At 42.6% G+C, this 19,814-nt stretch carries 16 protein-coding genes; 6 read left to right on the forward strand and 10 right to left on the reverse strand.

Going from position 1 to position 19,814, the window contains the following annotated elements; all coding sequences use genetic code 11:
- Window positions 1-564: 564 nt before the first annotated feature.
- The 3 genes from LYNGBM3L_RS47760 to LYNGBM3L_RS23205 form a co-directional block, all read right to left on the reverse strand.
- Window positions 565-753 carry a hypothetical protein gene (locus LYNGBM3L_RS47760; protein WP_009149490.1) on the reverse strand — a complete coding sequence of 63 codons (189 nt, stop codon included), beginning with the start codon at window positions 751-753 and terminating at the stop codon, window positions 565-567.
- Window positions 754-1,297: 544 nt separating this feature from the next.
- On the reverse strand, window positions 1,298-1,870 hold the full coding sequence (locus tag LYNGBM3L_RS23200; protein WP_009149494.1) for a Uma2 family endonuclease: 573 nt from the start codon (window positions 1,868-1,870) through the stop codon (window positions 1,298-1,300).
- Window positions 1,871-2,300: 430 nt separating this feature from the next.
- On the reverse strand, window positions 2,301-3,899 hold the full coding sequence (locus LYNGBM3L_RS23205) for a helix-turn-helix transcriptional regulator (protein WP_052308474.1): 1,599 nt from the start codon (window positions 3,897-3,899) through the stop codon (window positions 2,301-2,303).
- Window positions 3,900-4,797: 898 nt separating this feature from the next.
- Between LYNGBM3L_RS23205 and LYNGBM3L_RS23210 the strand changes: the two genes are divergently transcribed.
- The 5 genes from LYNGBM3L_RS23210 to LYNGBM3L_RS23230 all read left to right on the forward strand — a co-directional run bounded on the left by LYNGBM3L_RS23210 (window position 4,798) and on the right by LYNGBM3L_RS23230 (window position 10,043).
- Window positions 4,798-5,745: an acyl-CoA desaturase gene (locus tag LYNGBM3L_RS23210; RefSeq protein ID WP_009149500.1), complete on the forward strand. Its 948-nt coding sequence runs from the start codon at window positions 4,798-4,800 to the stop codon at window positions 5,743-5,745.
- 51 nt (window positions 5,746-5,796) lie between these two features.
- A complete protein-coding gene (locus tag LYNGBM3L_RS23215) occupies window positions 5,797-6,078 on the forward strand; it encodes an acyl carrier protein (RefSeq protein ID WP_009149503.1) in 282 nt (93 codons plus the stop codon).
- A complete protein-coding gene (locus tag LYNGBM3L_RS23220; protein ID WP_009149505.1) occupies window positions 6,071-6,949 on the forward strand; it encodes an SAM-dependent methyltransferase in 879 nt (292 codons plus the stop codon). Before LYNGBM3L_RS23215 ends, LYNGBM3L_RS23220 begins: the two co-directional genes overlap by 8 nt.
- A gap of 106 nt (window positions 6,950-7,055) precedes the next feature.
- A complete protein-coding gene (locus tag LYNGBM3L_RS23225) occupies window positions 7,056-8,273 on the forward strand; it encodes a cytochrome P450 (protein WP_009149507.1) in 1,218 nt (405 codons plus the stop codon).
- A 57-nt stretch (window positions 8,274-8,330) separates the two neighbouring features.
- Window positions 8,331-10,043, forward strand: coding sequence for a fatty acyl-AMP ligase (locus LYNGBM3L_RS23230; protein ID WP_009149509.1), 1,713 nt, complete (start codon window positions 8,331-8,333; stop codon window positions 10,041-10,043).
- A gap of 332 nt (window positions 10,044-10,375) precedes the next feature.
- Here LYNGBM3L_RS23230 and LYNGBM3L_RS23235 read toward each other — a convergent pair whose 3' ends face one another.
- From LYNGBM3L_RS23235 to LYNGBM3L_RS23245, 4 genes are all read right to left on the reverse strand, one after another.
- The gene (locus LYNGBM3L_RS23235) at window positions 10,376-10,813 is read right to left on the reverse strand and encodes a hypothetical protein (RefSeq protein WP_009149511.1); all 438 of its coding nucleotides are present in this window, start codon (window positions 10,811-10,813) and stop codon (window positions 10,376-10,378) included.
- Between the two features lie 6 nt (window positions 10,814-10,819).
- Complete coding sequence (locus LYNGBM3L_RS41585) at window positions 10,820-11,062, reverse strand: hypothetical protein (protein ID WP_131826854.1); 243 nt, start codon at window positions 11,060-11,062, stop codon at window positions 10,820-10,822.
- A 39-nt stretch (window positions 11,063-11,101) separates the two neighbouring features.
- Entirely contained in the window at window positions 11,102-13,645 is a 2,544-nt protein-coding gene (locus tag LYNGBM3L_RS23240; protein WP_009149513.1) for a calcium-binding protein, read from the reverse strand.
- A 273-nt stretch (window positions 13,646-13,918) separates the two neighbouring features.
- Window positions 13,919-15,322 (reverse strand): ferredoxin:protochlorophyllide reductase (ATP-dependent) subunit N, encoded by a 1,404-nt coding sequence (locus tag LYNGBM3L_RS23245; RefSeq protein WP_009149514.1) that lies wholly within the window; start codon window positions 15,320-15,322, stop codon window positions 13,919-13,921.
- A gap of 272 nt (window positions 15,323-15,594) precedes the next feature.
- Here LYNGBM3L_RS23245 and LYNGBM3L_RS23250 point away from each other — a divergent pair, with 272 nt between their 5' ends.
- Window positions 15,595-15,774 carry a hypothetical protein gene (locus tag LYNGBM3L_RS23250; RefSeq protein ID WP_131826855.1) on the forward strand — a complete coding sequence of 60 codons (180 nt, stop codon included), beginning with the start codon at window positions 15,595-15,597 and terminating at the stop codon, window positions 15,772-15,774.
- A gap of 114 nt (window positions 15,775-15,888) precedes the next feature.
- Here LYNGBM3L_RS23250 and bchL read toward each other — a convergent pair whose 3' ends face one another.
- The 3 genes from bchL to bchB all read right to left on the reverse strand — a co-directional run bounded on the left by bchL (window position 15,889) and on the right by bchB (window position 19,317).
- Entirely contained in the window at window positions 15,889-16,752 is an 864-nt protein-coding gene (gene bchL, locus LYNGBM3L_RS23255; RefSeq protein ID WP_009149517.1) for a ferredoxin:protochlorophyllide reductase (ATP-dependent) iron-sulfur ATP-binding protein, read from the reverse strand.
- Between the two features lie 588 nt (window positions 16,753-17,340).
- Window positions 17,341-17,559, reverse strand: coding sequence for a hypothetical protein (locus LYNGBM3L_RS44145; RefSeq protein WP_161603180.1), 219 nt, complete (start codon window positions 17,557-17,559; stop codon window positions 17,341-17,343).
- 231 nt (window positions 17,560-17,790) lie between these two features.
- Window positions 17,791-19,317: a ferredoxin:protochlorophyllide reductase (ATP-dependent) subunit B gene (gene bchB / locus LYNGBM3L_RS23265; RefSeq protein WP_009149518.1), complete on the reverse strand. Its 1,527-nt coding sequence runs from the start codon at window positions 19,315-19,317 to the stop codon at window positions 17,791-17,793.
- Between the last annotated feature and the right edge of the window lie 497 nt (window positions 19,318-19,814).

Genomic DNA, 19,814 nt, shown 5'->3' on the forward strand with positions numbered 1-19,814 from the left:
TAGAGTTTGTGTATTCTGAATACCCGCAGCCAGTTTCTAGCTGCATCCTACCCGATAGTGGGGATTAAGTTTGACATAACTTACTGAAGATTCGACCGGCCTCCAGACCCATTGCTATCGTTTTTACTTGTTCCATTCATCGGATTGTTTTGATGGTTTAGGGCAGTCCACTTTGCCTATTCCCTCCTCAGAGTTTACAACTGTCTGCAACAGAACGTTGTGAGGATAATCAGGAATCGAGTCTCGCATATACTAGTCAGATTGCGGCTTCTCCTTTAGACACTTTTTAAGGACTTTCGCTGCTGTTACCCATGTCATCTTCCCATTAGCGGCAGTGTCACGCATCTGATTCGTGTCTGATTCCGCCCTGTTGCCAGCGTCACTCTGCTAGGATGTCGCCTGCAAGGCCGTTGGCCTCGCTCTGCGAACGGTGTGGCCAGATAGGGTGTCACATCTCTCCTGATGGGGTCGGATTTGCACCGCCATCCTGATGAATAGTTATAACCTTTGGGATGTTATTCCGCGAGTTACCTGAGTCATAACCTACTCTACTACGAGTTGCTCCTACTCAGAACAAGCCGCACGCTGCAGAGGAGTCCACTCGGATATTTCGGCGTAGCCCATTGCATAGAGGGTATGCATGGTATTAGTTATTGCCTTGCGGTCGCCCTTCAAAATGTGCTGAACACGGATTTTTTTGTTGGAAGAATCGTCTGGATTGTTCTCTGAATTTGTTGGAAATTCTGATGGCATAAGGTGAACCTTTTGCTTTTGGTGTACATTTATAATCGTAATGATTATATTTTAAGTTGTCAAGGGTTTTTAGATTTTTGTTTGAGGGGTAATGTAAAGAAATGCGGTCGCAAGCTATCAGCTATCAGCTATCAGTTATCAGCTTTCAGCTTTCAGCTTTCAGTTACGGCGGTTTGCAATTGGGTGAGTTACAAATTATTGGGTTTTAGGGAACAGGGAACAGAAAAAAGGCAAAAGGCAAAAGGCAAGAGGTAAGAGGCAAAAGTTTACTACAAAAGCTTTTGCTACTTCTATCAATGTCCTAACTTTAATGCGTAGTGCTATATGATAAATCAGCATTAGTTTTTATGATCTATTTATAAATGCTATATATTAATTCTAGTAAGTCTCTCTCCCATGAGGTACAAATCGATCCCCCTAAATCCCCCTTATTAAGGGGGACTTTGAAGTTCATAGCCGTACCTCATAAATGAAATAAACGCTATATATTATCGACTCCCGATTCCCTACTCCCTACTCCCTACTCCCTATTCCCCACTCCCTTTTATTTAGGAAAAAACTGAGCCACAGTACAACTAAAACCAGGTAGTATGGGAGAGGTTAGGGTATCTTGGCTGAACAGGGTTGCTACTAATTTGAGCTGACTGTTTTCCCGGCGATAGACTTGGAGATTGCGAGACCTCCAATCAGCAATCCAATATTCTTTGACGCCTCGGGAAGAGTAAAGTTTTAGTTTAGCTTCTCGGTCTCGCCTTTGGTCTTGTTGACTAGCAGATAAAACTTCCACAGCTAATTCTGGGGCACCAGTTAGATGTCCTGATTTATCTAACGTTAATGTATAGGTTTCTTGAGTAACCCAAACGACATCGGGAATAACATAAAGGATTGCTGAAAACAGGACACCGGGACTAGGAATAGCTTCTCCTAAACCACTGGCTTCAGACCAAGCATCTAGCTGTCGAAAAATTTTGCCACAGGTTTGCTGATGTTTAGTATGAGGCGCTCTAGTCACAAATAATTCTCCATCAATGATTTCGTAGCGTGTTCCTTCATTTTCTGGTAGCAATTCTAGGTCATGAATAGTCCAGCATACTCTCTCATTTACTGCCTGATTCATAATTATACTCCGTGGATGTAGCTCTATAGTATTTATATTTTAGATTTAAACATAGGATTGATGGGACAAGGGAACAGGGAACAGGGAACAGGGAACATAAAAAAGGCAAAAGGCAAAAGGCAAGAGGCAAAAGTTTACTACAAAAGCTTTTGCTGCTTATATCAATGTCCTAACTTTAATGCGTAGTGCTATATGATAAATCAGCATTAGTTTTTATGATCTATTTATAAATGCTATATTATAATTATAGCAATTCTCTCTACAATTAGATACAAAATGATCCCCCTAAATCCCCCTTAATAAGGGGGACTTTGAGGTTCATAGCAGTACCTCATAAATAAAATAAACGCTATATATTATCGACTCCCTACTCCCTACTCCCGATTCCCGATTCCCGATTCCCGATTCCCGATTCCCGATTCCCTACTCCCTAATCTTGATAAACCCTACAAATCTCAGCGCCAATTTTCTTAACTTTATCGACTAATTCTTGAGGTTGGATTACTTTAACTTGGCCGCCAAAACCGATAATCCATGGAAAAAAATCGACATCCTCTAATGCCCACTTGGGTAATATTACTTGAAAGCGATTGGGAAAATTGGGGTCTTTGGTTTTAGGAAGTGAAAATAATGATTTAGAGAAGCTGGATTTTCCGGTTAAGGGGGGAGACATTTTTATGTGTTTGAAGCGCTTGGTTCCTTCACTTACAAATCGGAACATATGGTCATTAAACCACAGTTCAACGGTGACCTGAACTGCTGACTGTTCTGATTTATTGCTACTGAGTAACTGCTGCTGTTCCCTAGCACTATTACCAAGAAATAATCCGGCACTTGCTTGGTGGAGTTTTTCCAGCTTCTCCAAGGATTGCCATTGTTGTTTCATATCGCGGGTTTGGCCAAGGGCACGACCGAGAAAGAGTCGGTCTAATCGTCCAAACCGGAATAGTTTATCCTCGTTACCGCCGTGGTGCTGAAATGCTAAATACCAGGCGTGATTGTAAAATACTATTTGCAGGGGCCAAGCTTGAAAAAATCCGTCGTGATCTCCAGCAAATCGGCCACCGCCTTTAATTCGATTTAATTCTAATAATTCCCCTTGGGCGATCGCATTTTCGAGTTTGTCTAGATGATTGAGCAAGGCTGAATCCTGGAGGGAGTCGGCATCTACGATACAGCGATTGCGAATTGCTCGCACTGGATAGGTGGAAGGGGGGTCTAATTTTGAGTGGGTCATCCGTTGCTGGAACATCTCATAGGTAGAGAGTGCCATGGGATCGTCTAAACTTTTGGCTTGAGATTGCAGCACTGCAAAAACTTTACCCAGTTCCTGCCTAGAGAATATGCCGGTGCCTGCAAAATAGCCTTGCTTGAGGGGAAAGTTGCGTAATATCTTATAGGGTTTGAGGATTTTTTCGATATCTTTGCGCAGGGTATCGATGCCATTGCCAATGATTACACCATTTTCTTGGAGGGCATTTGTCAAGGTTTTGAGGCTACTATTTCCGGATTTTGGCAAAAAAGGATGATGCAAGATAAACCGAATTGTCTTGAGCAGCCGCTGAAAGGGTTCTAGATCGGAATAGGCATGGGTGAGTAGATGGGGATTCTGTACCATGGGCAGGATTAGCTCAGAATGGCGTTGCTGAATTGAAGTATGAATGTGCGATCGTCTGGTTTTGGTCAAGCCCCCTAAATCCCCCAACTTTGCGGTGCGACCCAAGGGCGATTTACTCGCCCATTGGAAAGCGCACCGGGGGGGACTTTCAGAGTTTTGTTCCCCCCAGAATTGGGGGGCTAGGGGGGCAGAATCATACCCAGAATCAGCAACGCCCTCACCATTGTGATCATTGCTGTTAATTAGCCCATTGTCCTGTAGCCACTGTAAATCCGTTGCAATCGCATTCGGGTCACCATAGATTTCTCCCTTGAGTTTGGCCATCAAAGCACAGACTTCTTGGAGGGGAGTGGCAAAATCGGGCACTGTTCCCAAAACCCGTTCGATCTCTGTTGGGTCAGTGCTGTGCAACGTCCCTATGTTGGGATAACGAATAATGGTTCTTCAATACCTTTTATGCTAAATTTACAGTTAAAAAACTCATCAAGCTTACTGTATAAGGAAACTTCTGGTATTTAACTAACAATTTTTTTTAATACGGGCTCTTTCCACTCCTCCGTTCGCGTTTGGCCGTAGGCCACGCGGGGCGCGTTCGCGCAGCGTCGGCTTTGGCGAAAGCGTGGCCTACGGCCTCAGTCCCTGCTCCGAAGCTTCCTTCTTCCTTTACAAAACGAGCTTTTATTCAGCCTAATAAATAAGGCATTTTTTTTAGAGTAAACTCATATAAAATAGTCTCAAAAACTACAGATCAAATTTATTTGATAGTACTACAAAACGGCAATCTGCTGGATAGATGTCAATAAGCGGCTTTAATTATTAATAAGCCCGAGATGATTGAGAATGTGATTTGAGAAATCTGAAAAATTCTAATGGCAATTCGGCTTCGCCGACGCGGGGCGCGTTCGCAACGGTTTATTCTTTATTGCTCAAAATACGTTGAAAGTTCAGGGATTTAGTAGAACAAATGTACTTATTTTTACCTCGATTTTTTCCAATTTTAATAAAATTTGGTTTAATCATATTTTTTTAAGTTATAATTTATACCAAAGTAGATCAGGGTAAGCGCAAGAAAAAATGACTCATAATTTGCATTGGCTGGATATCGGTTGATCGTCGCTCGAAACCCCTATAATCTCGTATAACTTTACTCGCAATAGAGTTTATTTGTTGAGAATGACGCGGTTTTTTTCTCAATAAGCCCTGGCTGATTGATTCTTGCGCTTACCCTGATTATTCGGCTACAATCGAAATGTCTTGACTAAGTTAAATCAAATATTACAATTATACTGAAATATATATATTGAAAATTATGAATAGTGAATTAGCAGATGTAGAGTCGATTTTAATAGACACAACGAAACGAAAAAAGACGATTAATAGCCCCTTCTTGCATGGGCTGCAAAGAAAGCATTTTATTTTTTTTCAAATTTTACCATTTGGACTAACAATAATTGCTTTACTTTCAATTCCATATCTTCCATTTGGCTGGTTTGAAATATTCCTATTTGCTCTCTTTTGGTTAATCAATGGCTTGGGGATATCCTCTGGTTATCACCGCTTATTTACCCACCGTTCCTATAAAGCTCATAATGCACTCCAAATTATGCTAATGATTTGGGGGTCAATGGCAGGGCAAGGAGGTGTCATATCGTGGGTTATTTTGCATCGCCGCCACCATGAACTAAGTGACAAACTTGGCGATCCTCATTCACCCAATCTTCACGGCAGTAATTGGCCTGCGCGTCTTCAAGGTTTAATCCACTCCCACTTTAATTGGATGTACAAACATGAATATCCCAGTGTTGTTCACTATGCCCCTGATTTAATAAAAAACAAAACCGTTGTCAAGATTGATCGCTACTATTATGTGTTGGTTATACTTGGGTTAGTTATCCCTGCACTCTTAGGGGGAATGTATCATCGGAGTCTAGAAGGTGCGATCTCAGGATTTTTATGGGGAGGTGCTGTTAGAATATTTTGGGCAGGTCATACTATCTGGTCTATTAATTCTTTCCTGCATTGCTTCGGGATGCGTCGTTTTGATACTGAAGAACATAGCCACAATTTTGGAGCAGCTGCCCTATTGACCTTTGGCGAGTCGTGGCACAACAATCACCATGCTTTTCCTGGTTCGGCTTCTTTTGGTTTGGAATGGTATCGCTTAGATCCAGGATACTGGTTTATTCAGTTAATGGAAGCTTTACATTTGGCTTGGGATGTTAAAGTTCCAAGTTCAGAAAAAATTAAAATTCGATAACTTAACTCATAGATTTAAAAATTAGTTGTAACTTTAAATTAAGGAGACATCATGAAAACTGAATCACAAATCAGCGAATGGATAAAAAAATATCTAGCCGAAATTCTCGAATTAGACCCATATGAAATTAATGAAAAACAGGAATTTGAACAGTTTGGACTTAATTCTTCGATGGCAGTTTTTTTGATTGGTGATTTAGAAGAATGGTTGTCCCTTGAACTAAGTCCTTCTCTGTTTTTTGAATTCAACACTATTGGTGAACTTTCTATCCATATAGCGGAAATGGTCAAAAAGGAGAAAGTTTTAGAACAAGAGGTTTCTGAAAGTGTCTAATTTAGTACAAGGCTTAACTACACGGGGCGGAAATGCTGCTGCTATCCAACACCACTATGATGTTAGTAATGAATTTTACTCTTTGTGGTTAGATTCCAGCCTAACTTACTCCTGTGGTTTTTGGGATAATCCCGCAATGGATGACAACCTAGAACAGTCACAACAGAAAAAAATTGATTGGCATTTGGAAACTTCAGGAGCAACAACTGGCAAAAGATTACTAGATATTGGATGTGGCTGGGGAGCTTTAATGCGCCGTTATGTTAACGGCTATCCTGATCGTCAGGCTGTGGGATTGACCTTGAGCCACAATCAATATGAGCAGATCTGCTCATTAGGACTAGACAATATCAAAGTCTACGAGGAAAGCTGGATTGTTCACCAGCCAATGACTACTTACGATGCGATCGTCTCAATTGGTGCTTTTGAACATTTTGCCAAACCAGAGACTACCTCAGAGGAAAAAATAAGTGTTTATCGTGAGTTTTTTGGTCAATGTCAACAGTGGCTAAAACCCAAAGGTAAATTATCGTTACAAACGATCACATATGGTTCGTTAAGTGCCGAAGAAAAAAATTGGTTTACCCAAAATGAGATTTTCCCTGATTCTGAGTTACCCCGCCCTGGTGAAATTTTAATCGCTGCCGACAGGCTATTTGAGATTAAAACCTACCGCAATGATCGCCTTCAATATGGCAAGACTTGTGACCTGTGGTTAAATAATCTCCGCCGTCAAAAATCCCTAATCATCGAGGGGTTTGGAGAAAAAATATATCGTAAATACGAACAATATCTCAAATTAGTTGTTGCAGGTTTTTATTTCGGACAAATATTACTACTGCGCTTAGAAATGCAATCCTTAGCTAAATAAGGCATTCTCTAGAAGGCTGTAAAGGTATTTTTCATAGTACAAATTATCTTAACAGACTTCTAGTATTTGCTATACCTTACTACTCGCAAGGAGTTTTTTTTTGACCATGATTGCTGTATCTAAATCTGCCATCAAATTTAATCCCTTTGCCCCCGGTTTCCGAGAAGACCCCTATACAACTTATCACCTCTTGCGCCAACACAAGCCGATTCACCATGCCTTGGATATGTGGATACTCACTAAATATCAAGATATTATCCAAGTGATAGATTCTGATGCTGTTAGCGTTAGTTTCATTCCCCAATATGTGACGCAACAAAAGGTGGGTAATATTCCTGGTTTAGTGGAATTGGGCAAGAAAGCAATTGTCTTTACCGATCCCCCCGACCATATACGCTTACGTCGGTTAGTCGGACAAGCTTTCAACAGTAGTACGATTCAAGCTTATACTAGTCATATTCAGAAATTAATTGATAATTTTATTGGGCTTAAAATCGGCACAGAAGAGTTTGATTTTGCGGAGATTGCCCATCAAATTCCCCTGTATACCCTTGCTCATATACTTGGTATTCCCAATGAATATATCAAGACAGTCGATCAATATATTCATCGGGTTCGGTCTATTTTAGAACCGAGTTTGTTAACCAAAATGCGTATCCGTCGCATTGAGCAAGATTTACAATTGTGTTTAACGCTTTTTCAAGAGGTAATTGATTCCCGTAAAAACCATTTAGGAGAAGATATTATCAGCAAATTAATTCAAGCCAGAGTTGGAGAAGATAGACTTTCTGATAGTGAGCTAGGAATTGCCTGTGTCATGACCTTTGTTGCTGGACATGAAACCTCTAAGGGATTGCTCACCAATGGAATTTTAGCCTTTGCCAAGCATCCCGATCAGTGGCAAATTCTCCGAGATGGACAAGCTACTAGCAAACAAGCAATTGATGAAATTCTCCGTTTCGACCCACCTTTACAACAAACGGTACGCTTAGCCATCAGCGACCTGCAAGTTGGCTCCCAGACGATTAAAAAAGGGGACAAAATGCTGCTTTGTCTTGCCTCTGCTAACCGAGATGAAGAACATTTTCCTAATCCTGATGCTTTTAATATTATCCGAGATGCTACCTCTCAAATTGCCTTTGGCCATGGAATGCATAATTGCTTGGGACAGGGGATTGCACGACTCGAAGGGAAGCTTTTGTTTGATTACCTTCGCCAAAGGGTAAAGCAGATCGAATTGACTTCTTCTGACTATCGCTGGAATCAGGAGGGATTTATTACCCGAACCTTAACTTATCTACCTGTTACTTTTCATTACTCCTGACTTTGTTAATCCACTGAGATTCAGAATTTGTCCAACTCACTCTCAGAATAAAAACCAATGACTTCTCCCCAGTTAAATAATTTGATTGACAAACTGCTTTTGGGAGCAGAATATCAACCAAATCAAACCCTCTATTATTTTCTTGATAACCGAGGTCGGGAATATGCGTCTTTAACTTATGCCAGTTTATTAGAAGCAGTCCAACGGTTAGGACAATGGCTCACTGAAAAAACTGTCAGGGGAGATCACATAGTGATTCAGTTGCCCACTAGTCCTGAATTTGTGATTACATTTTTCAGTTGTCTATATCTCGACCGTATTCCCGTTCCCCTCAGTTCTCCCACCCGTAAGCGTAACTGTGATCACTATCAACGGATTTTTAAGGATTGCGATGCCCGTCTAGTTATTACTGAGTCAAGGGTTCGAGACTTGTTTGAGAAAGAGGATTTGGAAGTATCCCCTCAAATCGAGACTTTCCCCTCCCTAGACGCTTTAGACTCTTTAACTGCTCCCGTTGACCGCCAAGGTAACAACATTGCTTTTTTGCAATATACTTCTGGCTCTACCTCTTTTCCCAAAGGTGTGATGGTAAGTCATGGGAATATTATGGCTAACCAGAAAATGATTCAACAAACCTTCGGTCAAAGCAGTGCCAGTATCGGGTTAGGTTGGGTTCCCCTTTTTCATGATATGGGCTTAATTGGCAATGTCTTTCAGCCTTTATATGTGGGCTTTCCTTGTTATTTAATGTCTCCAGGGACTTTTCTTCAACGACCAAAACTTTGGCTGAAAACAATTTCAGACAAAAAGATCACAACGACAGGGGGACCCAATTTTGCTTACGAGATGTGTGTCAAAAGAATTGACCCAGATTCCTTAGAAGGGCTATCGCTCTCATCGTGGGATGTTGCCTATAATGGATCAGAACATATCAAGTTAGATACCCTCGAAAAGTTTAGTGCTACCTTTTCCCCCTACGGCTTTAAAAAAACTGCTTTTTTGCCCTGTTATGGTTTAGCAGAGGCAACTTTAATCGTTAGCGGGGCTTCTAAATCTGAAGAACCTACGGCTTTAACTATTCCTTGTCACACAGATGAAGTTTTAGATGCCGATGCGTCTCCAAAGACAGGTAGCGTCCGTACAGTGGTTAGCAACGGTCAGGTCATGCCAGAACTGTCCTTGCGCATTATTAATCCGCAAACCTTAAAGGAATGCCCTTCCCATCATATCGGGGAAGTATGGATTGCCGGAGAGAGTGTTACGGTTGGCTATTGGCAAAAGCCTCAAAAAAACCAAGAAACTTTTATTTTTTATGATGGATTGCGATTTTTACGGACAGGAGATTTAGGATTTATTGATTCCCAAAACCACCTTTATATTACAGGTCGGCTCAAAGACTTAATTGTCATCGAGGGAAAAAACTACTATCCCCAAGATATTGAAGAAGTAGTCAAACTCTCTCATCCTGCCTTACAGGAGGTCAATTGTGCTGTATTCTCAGTTCCTAGTATTGTTTCTCAAAAACTGGTGGTGGTTAGTGAAGTAAATCACAAATTTCGGCGGCAAATCCATGACTATGCCAATCAAATTAAAGAAACGGTTAAGGCTTCTGTCTATGACCATTACCAACTGAGGGTACACGATACTGTACTGCTACAGTTAAATAGCATTCCCACAACCACTAGTGGAAAAACTCAAAGGCAGCGAACTAAGTTGTTATATCTGTTGCAAGAATTGGAAAGCATTGAAAAAGTTGGCGTTGCTGAATAACGAAATGGTTTAACCAGAAAGGGAGATTTTTTGGCTCTCCTAGAGTGGCTATGATAAATTAGTATAAAATAATCGCTATAGCCCTTATTAATAAAGGGTTTGAGTAATTTAAAAATGCAATTTTAATAAAAGCGCACCTAAGCGGTCTTGGGGAGGCAGTGCCGACCTGTGGGGGTTCCCCCCATGAGCAACTGCCGTGGTTCCCCCCACTCGCGCTTGGGATCAAGACAATGTATTTTTAGTTTATTGAATCCCTTGCTATTTCAGGGGTAATCGCTCATTTAAACTACTCATTTACTATAATCAGTCTAGGAGAGCCAGCATTCTTTAGATCAGCAACGCCGGATTTTATGAGTTGGCACCAGTAAGCCATGACGAGATTGCTTGGCTCTAATTTCTGGATAGAACCGCCAGAGCCACCAAAACACTTTTTTCCCATCCCGTTCTTTAGCAATATCCCCGAGATTGGGTATTTCTTGTTGATTAAAAGAGTCTATCTGGTGCTGTTGACCGCTGATCGGATGCTTAACTTGACAAGTATCACTTTTTGTGTTAAACGCTGCGCCTAGATTAACCCGGTCAGAGGAACTAGCGATCGCATTCGGCAGCACCTGACTTTGCTCCTGCTGGTCTACTAGTTGCTGCCACCAGTTTTGCAGCTGATCTAGATTGTCTTTGCAACAGTGTAATGTGCGGAAGATACTATTACTCCCTTTGTATTTATGCTTATGATGCATTAAAGCATAAATCTTCCGCTGATAGACATTCATGTAGATTCACCTTAACAGCTGATCCCAAGGTAGCAGCTGAGCAGGAGTACCAGTATAGTTTTGATGCGAATGACGAAAATTGGTGAATTGACTTCTTTCAGAAGTCCGGAACAGCGGATCTGGGAATAGGGAACAGAGAATTAGAGGCAGAGAATCAATATCAGTGGAGTGGGCATCCTGCCCGCCTGGAAATGAAACGGGCAAGATGCCCGTTCCACAGCCAGATGCCCGTTCCAGAAAACTCTTCAAATCATTCGATTTTTAAGCAACACCCGGAAGCGAGGGGTATTAGAAAAAGATGGTGGAGAGATTATCAGTAAAGGTACTAACCTCAACTCCCTCTACATTGGCGAGAAGGTCACCATCAGCAGCTATGATATTCACACTGCCATTAGACTGCTCAAAGGTAAGGGTGCTAGCATCACTAACCCCAAAGCGAGTTAACCCCAGTTGGAAATTTATCACTTTGTCATGTCCTTCACCTTCTTCAAGGGCAATGGTGTTGTTACCATTACCAAGCTCGATGGTGTCTACACCGGAACCAGAATCAATAGTATTGTTTCCGTCACCAGTTTTGATTACGTCATTTCCAGCACCGCCAGTTATGGTGTCATCACCGTCTAAACCCAATAAAATGTTGTCTTCCCCGTTACCGATCAGTTCGTCATTAAAATTAGTACCTACGGCTCTTTCAATACTAATTAAAGTTTGTGCTACTTCCTGATCTTGCTCATCGGTGTAACTACCAGTGCCTTCAGCCAAATTGAGCTTAATACCAGAGTTGATTAGATTTTGAAAGTCAACGGTATCACGACCTTCTCCACCGTCAAAATAGTTAACACCGCCACTGTCTTGGAAAGTATCATTTCCTGCACCACCGACATATTTGTCATCACCCTCTAAACCCAAGAAAGTGTTGTCAACCTCGTTACCAATTAGTTCGTCATTAAAATTAGTACCAAATACCCTTTCGATACTAATTAAAGTTTGTGCTACTTCCTGATCTTGCTCATCGGTGTAACTAGCAGTGCCTTCAGCCAAATTGAGCTTAATACCAGAGTTGATTAGATTTTGAAAGTTAACGGTATCAAGACCTTCTCCACCGTCAAAATAGTTAACACCGGCACTGTCTCGGAAAACGTCATTTCCTGCGCCACCAAGATATTTATCATCACCGTTGTAACCTAAGAAACTGTTGCCTTGGTCGTTACCGATCAGTTCGTCATCAAAATTAGTACCAAATACGTTTTCGATACTAATTAAGGTTTGGGTAATTTCTTGATCGTTACTATCGGTAGAGCTAGCAGTACCCTCGACGAGATTAACTTGAACCCCAAAATCAAACTCGAAAAAGTCAACGGTATCACGACCTTCTCCACCGTCAAAATAGTTAACACCGCCACTGTCTTGGAAAGTATCATTTCCTGCACCACCGACATATTTGTCATCACCCTCTAAACCCAAGAAAGTGTTGTCAACCTCGTTACCAGTGAGTTCGTCATTAAAATTAGTACCAAATACCCTTTCGATACTAATTAAAGTTTGTGCTACTTCCTGATCTTGCTCATCGGTGTAACTACCAGTGCCTTCAGCCAAATTGAGCTTAATACCAGAGTTGATTAGATTTCGAAAGTCAACGGTATCAAGACCTTCTCCACCGTCAAAATAGTTAACACCGGCACTGTCTCGGAAAACGTCATTTCCTGCGCCACCAATAAATTTGTCATTACCGTTGTAACCTAAGAAAGTGTTGCCTTGGCCGTTACCGATCAGTTCATCATCAAAATTAGTACCAAGTACGTTTTCGATACTAATTAAGGTTTGGATAATTTCTTGATCGTTACTATCGGTAGAGATAGCAGTACCCTCGACGATATTAACTTGAACCCCAAAATCAAACTCGAAAAAGTCAACGGTATCACGACCTTCTCCACCGTCAAAATAGTTAACACCGCCACTGTCTTGGAAAGTATCATTTCCTGCACCACCGACATATTTGTCATCACCCTCTAAACCCAAGAAAGTGTTGTCAACTTCGTTACCAGTGAGTTCGTCATTAAAATTAGTACCTACGGCTCTTTCGATACTAATTAAAGTTTGTGCTACTTCCTGATCTTGCTCATCGGTGTAACTAGCAGTGCCTTCAGCCAGATTCAGCTTAATACCAGAGTTGATTAGATTTTGAAAGTCAACGGTATCAAGACCTTCTCCACCGTCAAAATAGTTAACACCGGCACTGTCTCGGAAAACGTCATTTCCTGCGCCACCGACATATTTGTCATCACCCTCTAAACCGGAGAAACTGTTGTCAGCCTCGTTACCGATCAGTTCGTCATTAAAATTAGTACCTACTGCTCTTTCAATACTAATTAAAGTTTGTGTTACTTCCTGACTTTGATCATCGGTGTAACTAGCAGTGCCTTCAACCAGATTCAGCTTAATACCAGAGTTGATTAGCTCTTGAAATTCAACGGTATCAAGACCTTCTCCACCATCAAAATAATTAACACCGGCACTGTCTCGGAAAGTATCATTCCCAGCACCGCCTTGGAGGACATCATTACCACTATCACCCCAAATTCGGTCATTCCCAGCGCCACCTTGAATTACATCCTCACCTTCTCCACCAAAGAGTGTATCATTCCCTTCATTTCCTTGGATTACATCATCACCCTGATCTCCAGAAATTACATCATTACCTAGATTTCCCTGGATAAGATCATTGCCTTCCCGTCCTCGAACAATATCGTTTCCATCTAAAGCTTGAATGATGTCGTTTTCAGAGAGACCTTCTAAATTATCTTCGTTGAGGGTTCCTAAAATAATTGCCATTTTTTTATCTACTCCGATAATGGAATATTGATGCTGACAATTGAATATTATGAATGTAGTCCTATTTTATAAAAAAAATTAAAAATAAAGGGCAGGGCTGTTTCTGGCGTCGAGCTAAAATTTGTTTTATTGGTGGGGAGATAGGGAAATAGGGAGATAGGAAGATAGGAGAAATTAAACCGAATCAAAAGGTATTTTTAACCTTAAAAAAACCTCTTCCCGATTCCCGATTCCCGACTCCCTACTCCCTACTCCCTACTCCACTAAGAAGCGCTACACCTTAGCCTCTTCTTTCACTAACTTATCCCAACCCAAATCCTTGAGACTGTTATTGCGACGTAACGGACGGGTTGCCAATTCCAGAATATCTCGGGCATTAGTAAAGCCGTGCATTTGAGCAAAGGTAAACTCAACGGACCACTTAGTATTAATCCCTCGTGCTTCCAAAGGATTAGCATGAGCCATACCGGTAATCACCAAATCCGGCTTCAAGTCATAAATCCGCTGAATCTGGTTGAAATTGTCTGGCTTCTCGATAATCTTGGGAGTTGGTACACCCATTTCGTGGCAAGTCTGTTCTAACAGAGCTAACTCAGCTTTCTGATAACGCTTATCCATGTAAGGGATACCGATTTCATGGCAAGTCATACCGCAACGAACCAGGAAACGAGCTAAGGAAACTTCCAGCAAGTTATCCCCCATGAAAAATACTGACTTACCACGCAACAGCTGGATATAATCCTCCAAGCTTTCCCAAATTTTAGCTTCCCGTTCTGCCAAGCCTTTTGGTTCAATACCAAACACAGAACACATTTTCTCTATCCAAGCCCGAGTGCCATCCGGACCAATGGGGAAAGGTGCGCCAATTAACTTACACTTGCGGCGGCGCATCAGAGTAGTCGCAGTACGGCTTAGGAAAGGATTAACCCCAGCAACATAGTAACCTTCTTCTATTACTGGTAATTCGGTATAACGCTTAGCAGGCAACCAACCAGACACCTTAATCCCCTGCTTCTTCAACTCTAGGGTGAGGTTAGTCACAACCGGGTCAGGTAGGGAGCCAAACAAGACTAGGGGTGGATGATCCGCATAGTCTGACTCTTCCGCAGCCACCTCTTCTTTCTGGCGTCCAAAGTTGAGGAGTTTTGCGATCGCATTCCGCTCTTGTTTCTCCTCTTCCACCTGGGGTGCTTCCTTCGGACACTTGTGAGCCATCGCCGCCAAGACCGTATCTTCACCCTGGGTGAAAGCATAGTCTAAGCCATTAGCACGAGCCACCACAATCGGAATACCAATCTCAGATTCCAGCTTGGGAGCCAAGCCTTCCAAATCCATCTTGATAATTTCCGTAGTGCAGGTACCAATCCAGACAATCACACTAGGATTGCGATCGCGTTTAATCTGCAAACACAACCGCTTCAGTTCCTCGTAATCATTGAGCTTAGCGGAAATATCCCCTTCTTCCAACTCCGCCATAGCATAGCGTGGCTCAGCAAAAATCATCACCCCCATCGCATTTTGGAGGAAATAGCCACAAGTCTTAGTACCAATCACCAAAAAGAAACTATCTTCAATCTTTTGGTAAAGCCATGCCACGCAGCTAATCGGACAAAAGGTATGGTAATTCCCAGTTTCGCACTCAAAATCTAGGGCTTGAGGGGTTTCAGCAACAGTCATTTAAAATTCTCCTCTCCTGGTCTCTCTCTAAGGTTTTAAGGGTTTAAAGGTTGAAGGGTTGAAGGTTTTAAAGGTTGAAGGTTGAAGGTTGAATGTTGAAGGTTGAATGTTGAAGGTTGAATGTTGAAGGGTTGAAGGTTGAAGGTTAGGTTGAAGGTTAGGTTGAAGGTTAGCAGGTTGAAGGTTTTCAGGCTTGAAGGTTGAAGGTTGACTGTTGAAGGTTTTCAGGCTTAGTGTTTTCAGGTTTACTGTTTACTGTTGAAGGGTTAAGGTTGACTGTTATAACTTTCAACCTTGGCCTTTCGGCCACCCTACGCGAACAACTTCCTAACTTTCAACTTTTCCTTCAACCTGCTAACCTTCAAGCTGCTAACTTTCAACCTGCTAACTTTCAACCTGCTAACCTTCAACCTTTCTTTCAACTTGCTAACTTTCAACCTTCAACCTGCTAACTTTCAACCTTTCTTTCAACTTGCTAACTTTCAACCTTCAACCTTTCTTTCAACCTGCTAACCTTGGCCTTTGGCCACGCTACGCGAACAACCTCCTAACCTCCTAACCTTTGCTTACACCATCATCAGGTCTAATTCTTCTTCCTCAGTCACTGCTGGGGTTTGAGGATTGAGGTAGAAGTCAGACAGCAAAGAGAACAACTCCCGGTCAGGTGCATCTTGAGGTACAACCCCCTCAGGCTGTGCCAGAATTTGGTCAGCAATGTTGAGATAGTATTGGCAAACAGGTTCCAGGCTAGGGTCAGTTTCTGCCATTTCAAAAATCGTTTTGCCCTTAACCCGAGAGACACGAATGTCCTCAATTAGTGGCAGAATTTCCAGCACTGGCATCGGCACAGCTTCGATATACTTATCGATCAAGTCGCGCTTAGAGGTGCGGTTGCCAATCAGACCAGCCAGACGCAGCGGGTGAGTGCGAGCTTTTTCACGAACAGAAGCAGCAATCCGGTTAGCAGCGAACAACGCATCGAAACCGTTATCCGTCACAATCATGCAATAGTTGGAATAGTTCAGGGGAGCAGCAAAACCACCACAGACTACATCACCCAGAACGTCAAACAGAATCACATCGTACTCATCAAAAGCATTCAGTTCCTTGAGCAGCTTTACAGTTTCACCAACCACATAGCCACCGCAACCCGCACCAGCCGGAGGACCACCAGCTTCTACGCAATGAACACCACCATAACCCTTGTAAATCACATCTTCAGGCCAGACATCTTCGTAGTGGTAATCCTTTTCCTGAAGGGTATCAATAATGGTAGGAATCAGAAAACCAGTCAGAGTGAATGTGCTGTCATGCTTCGGGTCACAGCCAATTTGCAGCACCTTTCGACCCCGCTTAGCTAGGGCAACTGAGATATTACAGCTAGTTGTGGACTTACCGATACCACCTTTTCCATAAACTGAAAGTTTCACCTTTACTTATCTCCTGTTTCAGATAAAAATTCTTATGTTGTCTTTGCCCCTAAGCCAGCCGAAAGCCAAATTTCAGCAATTATGCTTGATTTATCTTAGGTGCGCGCCTCCTAGGGCGAGTAAATCGCCCTTGGGTCGCACCTCAGGCAGTGATTCAGCGAGGGACCCTAAAGCCAGCGGTAGATTGCTTGGCTTTCGGCGCTTATTGCATTATTCACGAACTGCACCATAAAATACATGGTCTTTTTTATGGATATAGCCTTTAAATTAGTTTAAATCAACGTCTTTAAACTTAAGCGATTATATAAAGCACTTTAAATCTTATTTATTAAATTTAATATTTAAATAATTATTTTTATAAAAATTTTTACGAAAAAGTATTACAATAAACAAAAATAGTAAATCACCAGCCTGGATTAAGCGGGGGTACTACTCAAAAAGTCCCCTAAGTTTGGGGGATTTATGGGAAAATGGGTAAATCCTGTAAGAGTTAAGGTTGCTCACCATAGAGCATGGCTGGGCAAAATCATCAAGACCCACCAGAAGCAATAGGCGGGTCTTGCTATTGAAGTTTTTTGTAAATAATAATTAAATTTTTTCGGAGCAATCACCGCAATCTTCGTCGATAGAGTCACAGAATTTGAAAGAGGTACAAAGAATCGGGAATCGGGAATCGGGAATCGGGAATCGAATCGGTAGGGAGTAGGGAATCGGGAATCGGTAATCGGTAATCGGTAATCGGGAATCGGGAATCGGGAATCGGGAATCGGGAATCGGGAAAACTGATCTGATTCCCCATCTCCCCATATTCCCCTCCTGGGAGGGGTTAGGGTGTGTTTTCAAAGTTTTCCGCAAGATATTAGATCCCCCCCAGCCCCCCTTATTAAGGGGGGAGCCATACTCAAAGTCCCCCTTTTTTAAGGGAAACGGGGGTACTCGGAGTTTGAAGACACGCCCTAGGGGTGGGTTCCCATCTGGCCATCTCCCCATCTGGCCATCTCCCCATCTCCCCTGATTCAGGTTAAAGCTGTATTAACCTCAAGCCCCTACAGCTTCCTTAGCGGCATACATCACTTCAAGAGTGATTTCACTAAAGCCACGCTCACGAGCAAACTTCTCAGTATTGCGCTTCACTTTACCGCGAACAAAACCAGGCACCTTATTCAGTTCTGCTTTAGCGTCCTTACTCCAGTTCAGGTCAGAATCAGCAGAGATACCCTTGGTAATCACTTCCTTGGTATCATGACCACCAAAGATTTCCAACAAGTGGTCTTCCATACCCAAGGTGAAGGAATTGTAGACCAAATCAGCAATTTGGTTAGTGCCTTCGTAACCCATGAAGGGGCGATAACCGATGGGGAAGTTTTGGATATGAATTGGAGCAGCAATCACACCACAAGGAATATTCAAGCGCTTACCAACGTGCCGTTCCATTTGGGTACCGAAAATCGCAGCAGGTTCAATTCGTGCGATCGCATCCCCAATCTGACCATTATCATCACTGATCAGGATCTCATCACAGTATTCGCTCACCTGCTCCTTGAACCAGTCCGCATCATACTTGCAGTAGGTACCAGCCAGCACCACATGAATACCCATCTCCCGTGCCAGAATCTTAGTCATAGCCGCAGCGTGGGTATTATCTCCGAAAACCACAGCCTTCTTACCCGTCAAGTTCTGGCAGTCGATGGAGCGAGAGAACCAGGCAGCTTGAGAAACGTACAGGGTTTGGTTGTTGATGTACTCTTCGTAATCGACATTAGCACCTTGACCATTGACAATTTCCTGAATTTTACGGATACAACGGGCAGTTTCCACCACACCCAGAGGAGCAATATCGACATAGGGCATCGAGAACTCTTCTTCCAGGTAACGGGCACTCATCAAGCCAATTTCCCGATAAGGCAACAGGTTAAACCAAGCCCGAGGTAAATTTTTCAGGTTGTGGACAGAAGCTCCCTCTGGGATGACTTCGTTAACCTCAATGCCCAAATCAGCCATCAGCCGCTTGAGTTCAGTACAATCGTGTTGATTGTGGAAGCCAAGGGTAGAAATACCAATGATGTTAACCGAGGGCTTTGCGGTTTTGCCCTCTGGCAACTCACCCTTCTTGCGGGCTTTGTTGAGGTAGAACTGAATAATTTGATCTAGGGTGCGGTCAGCCGCTTGCAATTCATTGACCCGGTAGTGGTTGACATCTGCCAACATCACATCAGCCTTAGCATCCATCTGAGCCCGGTTTACAAAATTTTCCAGGTCTTCTTGTAGGATACTGGAGGTGCAGGTGGGGGTAAGCACAATCAGATCAGGGTTTACCTCCTGATCTTTGCGGGTGATGTTGTCTACCACTTTTTCCTGAGAACCCCGTGCTAGCACGTTCCGGTCAACAATACTAGCAGTTACCGGAGTGTAGTCCCGCTCTCGCTCTAGCATGGAGCGCATCACGTTGAAGTAGTCATCCCCTAGGGGGGCATGCATAATAGCATGGACGTTCTTAAAAGAACTCGCAACGCGCAGTGTGCCAATGTGGGCAGGACCTGCATACATCCAGTAAGCCAATTTCATATCCTATTCTCCCTTGTTAAAAGATTAAGTATCAAGTATCAAACATCAAGCATCAATCATCAATAATCAAGCATTAAGCATCAATCATCAATCATCAATCATCAATAATGTAACAATTTTATGGATTTGTTACTCAGCAACCAATATGGTTTCAGCCTTCAGCCTTGGCCTTTGGCCACGCTACGCGAACAGCCTTAAGACCCAAGCGTGATTTAGATTTTCTCAGAACTCCGAGGTAATAACTATCCTTAGGGATAAGTGTTCTTTCCCTGGTATCTAATTCCCCAAATCCACTTGCCAAGCTAAACATATAAATTAGGTATATAAAAGAATCTGAATCAAATTGCAATTATTTTTAATTTTTAGTTACAGGGAGTCGGGCGTCGGGAGTCGGGAGTCGGGAGTCGGGAGTGGGGGGAGGATGGCCAGGATGGGGGAGATGGCCAGATGGGGAGTCAGATCAGTTTTCCCTATTGCCTATTGCCTATTGCCTATTG

It is taken from the genome of Moorena producens 3L (assembly GCF_000211815.1).
GTDB lineage: Bacteria > Cyanobacteriota > Cyanobacteriia > Cyanobacteriales > Coleofasciculaceae > Moorena > Moorena producens.

What these genes read in the sequence shown, in the direction of transcription:
- LYNGBM3L_RS23230 (WP_009149509.1), top strand. Translation starts at nt 8,331, where the DNA reads ATGACTTCTCCCCAGTTAAATAATTTGATTGACAAACTGCTTTTGGGA.
- LYNGBM3L_RS23245 (WP_009149514.1), bottom strand. Translation starts at nt 15,322, where the DNA reads ATGACTGTTGCTGAAACCCCTCAAGCCCTAGATTTTGAGTGCGAAACT.
- LYNGBM3L_RS23240 (WP_009149513.1), bottom strand. Translation starts at nt 13,645, where the DNA reads ATGGCAATTATTTTAGGAACCCTCAACGAAGATAATTTAGAAGGTCTC.
- bchB (WP_009149518.1), bottom strand. Translation starts at nt 19,317, where the DNA reads ATGAAATTGGCTTACTGGATGTATGCAGGTCCTGCCCACATTGGCACA.
- LYNGBM3L_RS44145 (WP_161603180.1), bottom strand. Translation starts at nt 17,559, where the DNA reads ATGGGGAGATGGGGAATCAGATCAGTTTTCCCGATTCCCGATTCCCGA.
- LYNGBM3L_RS47760 (WP_009149490.1), bottom strand. Translation starts at nt 753, where the DNA reads ATGCCATCAGAATTTCCAACAAATTCAGAGAACAATCCAGACGATTCT.
- LYNGBM3L_RS23200 (WP_009149494.1), bottom strand. Translation starts at nt 1,870, where the DNA reads ATGAATCAGGCAGTAAATGAGAGAGTATGCTGGACTATTCATGACCTA.
- LYNGBM3L_RS23235 (WP_009149511.1), bottom strand. Translation starts at nt 10,813, where the DNA reads ATGAATGTCTATCAGCGGAAGATTTATGCTTTAATGCATCATAAGCAT.
- LYNGBM3L_RS23210 (WP_009149500.1), top strand. Translation starts at nt 4,798, where the DNA reads ATGAATAGTGAATTAGCAGATGTAGAGTCGATTTTAATAGACACAACG.
- LYNGBM3L_RS23215 (WP_009149503.1), top strand. Translation starts at nt 5,797, where the DNA reads ATGAAAACTGAATCACAAATCAGCGAATGGATAAAAAAATATCTAGCC.
- LYNGBM3L_RS23225 (WP_009149507.1), top strand. Translation starts at nt 7,056, where the DNA reads ATGATTGCTGTATCTAAATCTGCCATCAAATTTAATCCCTTTGCCCCC.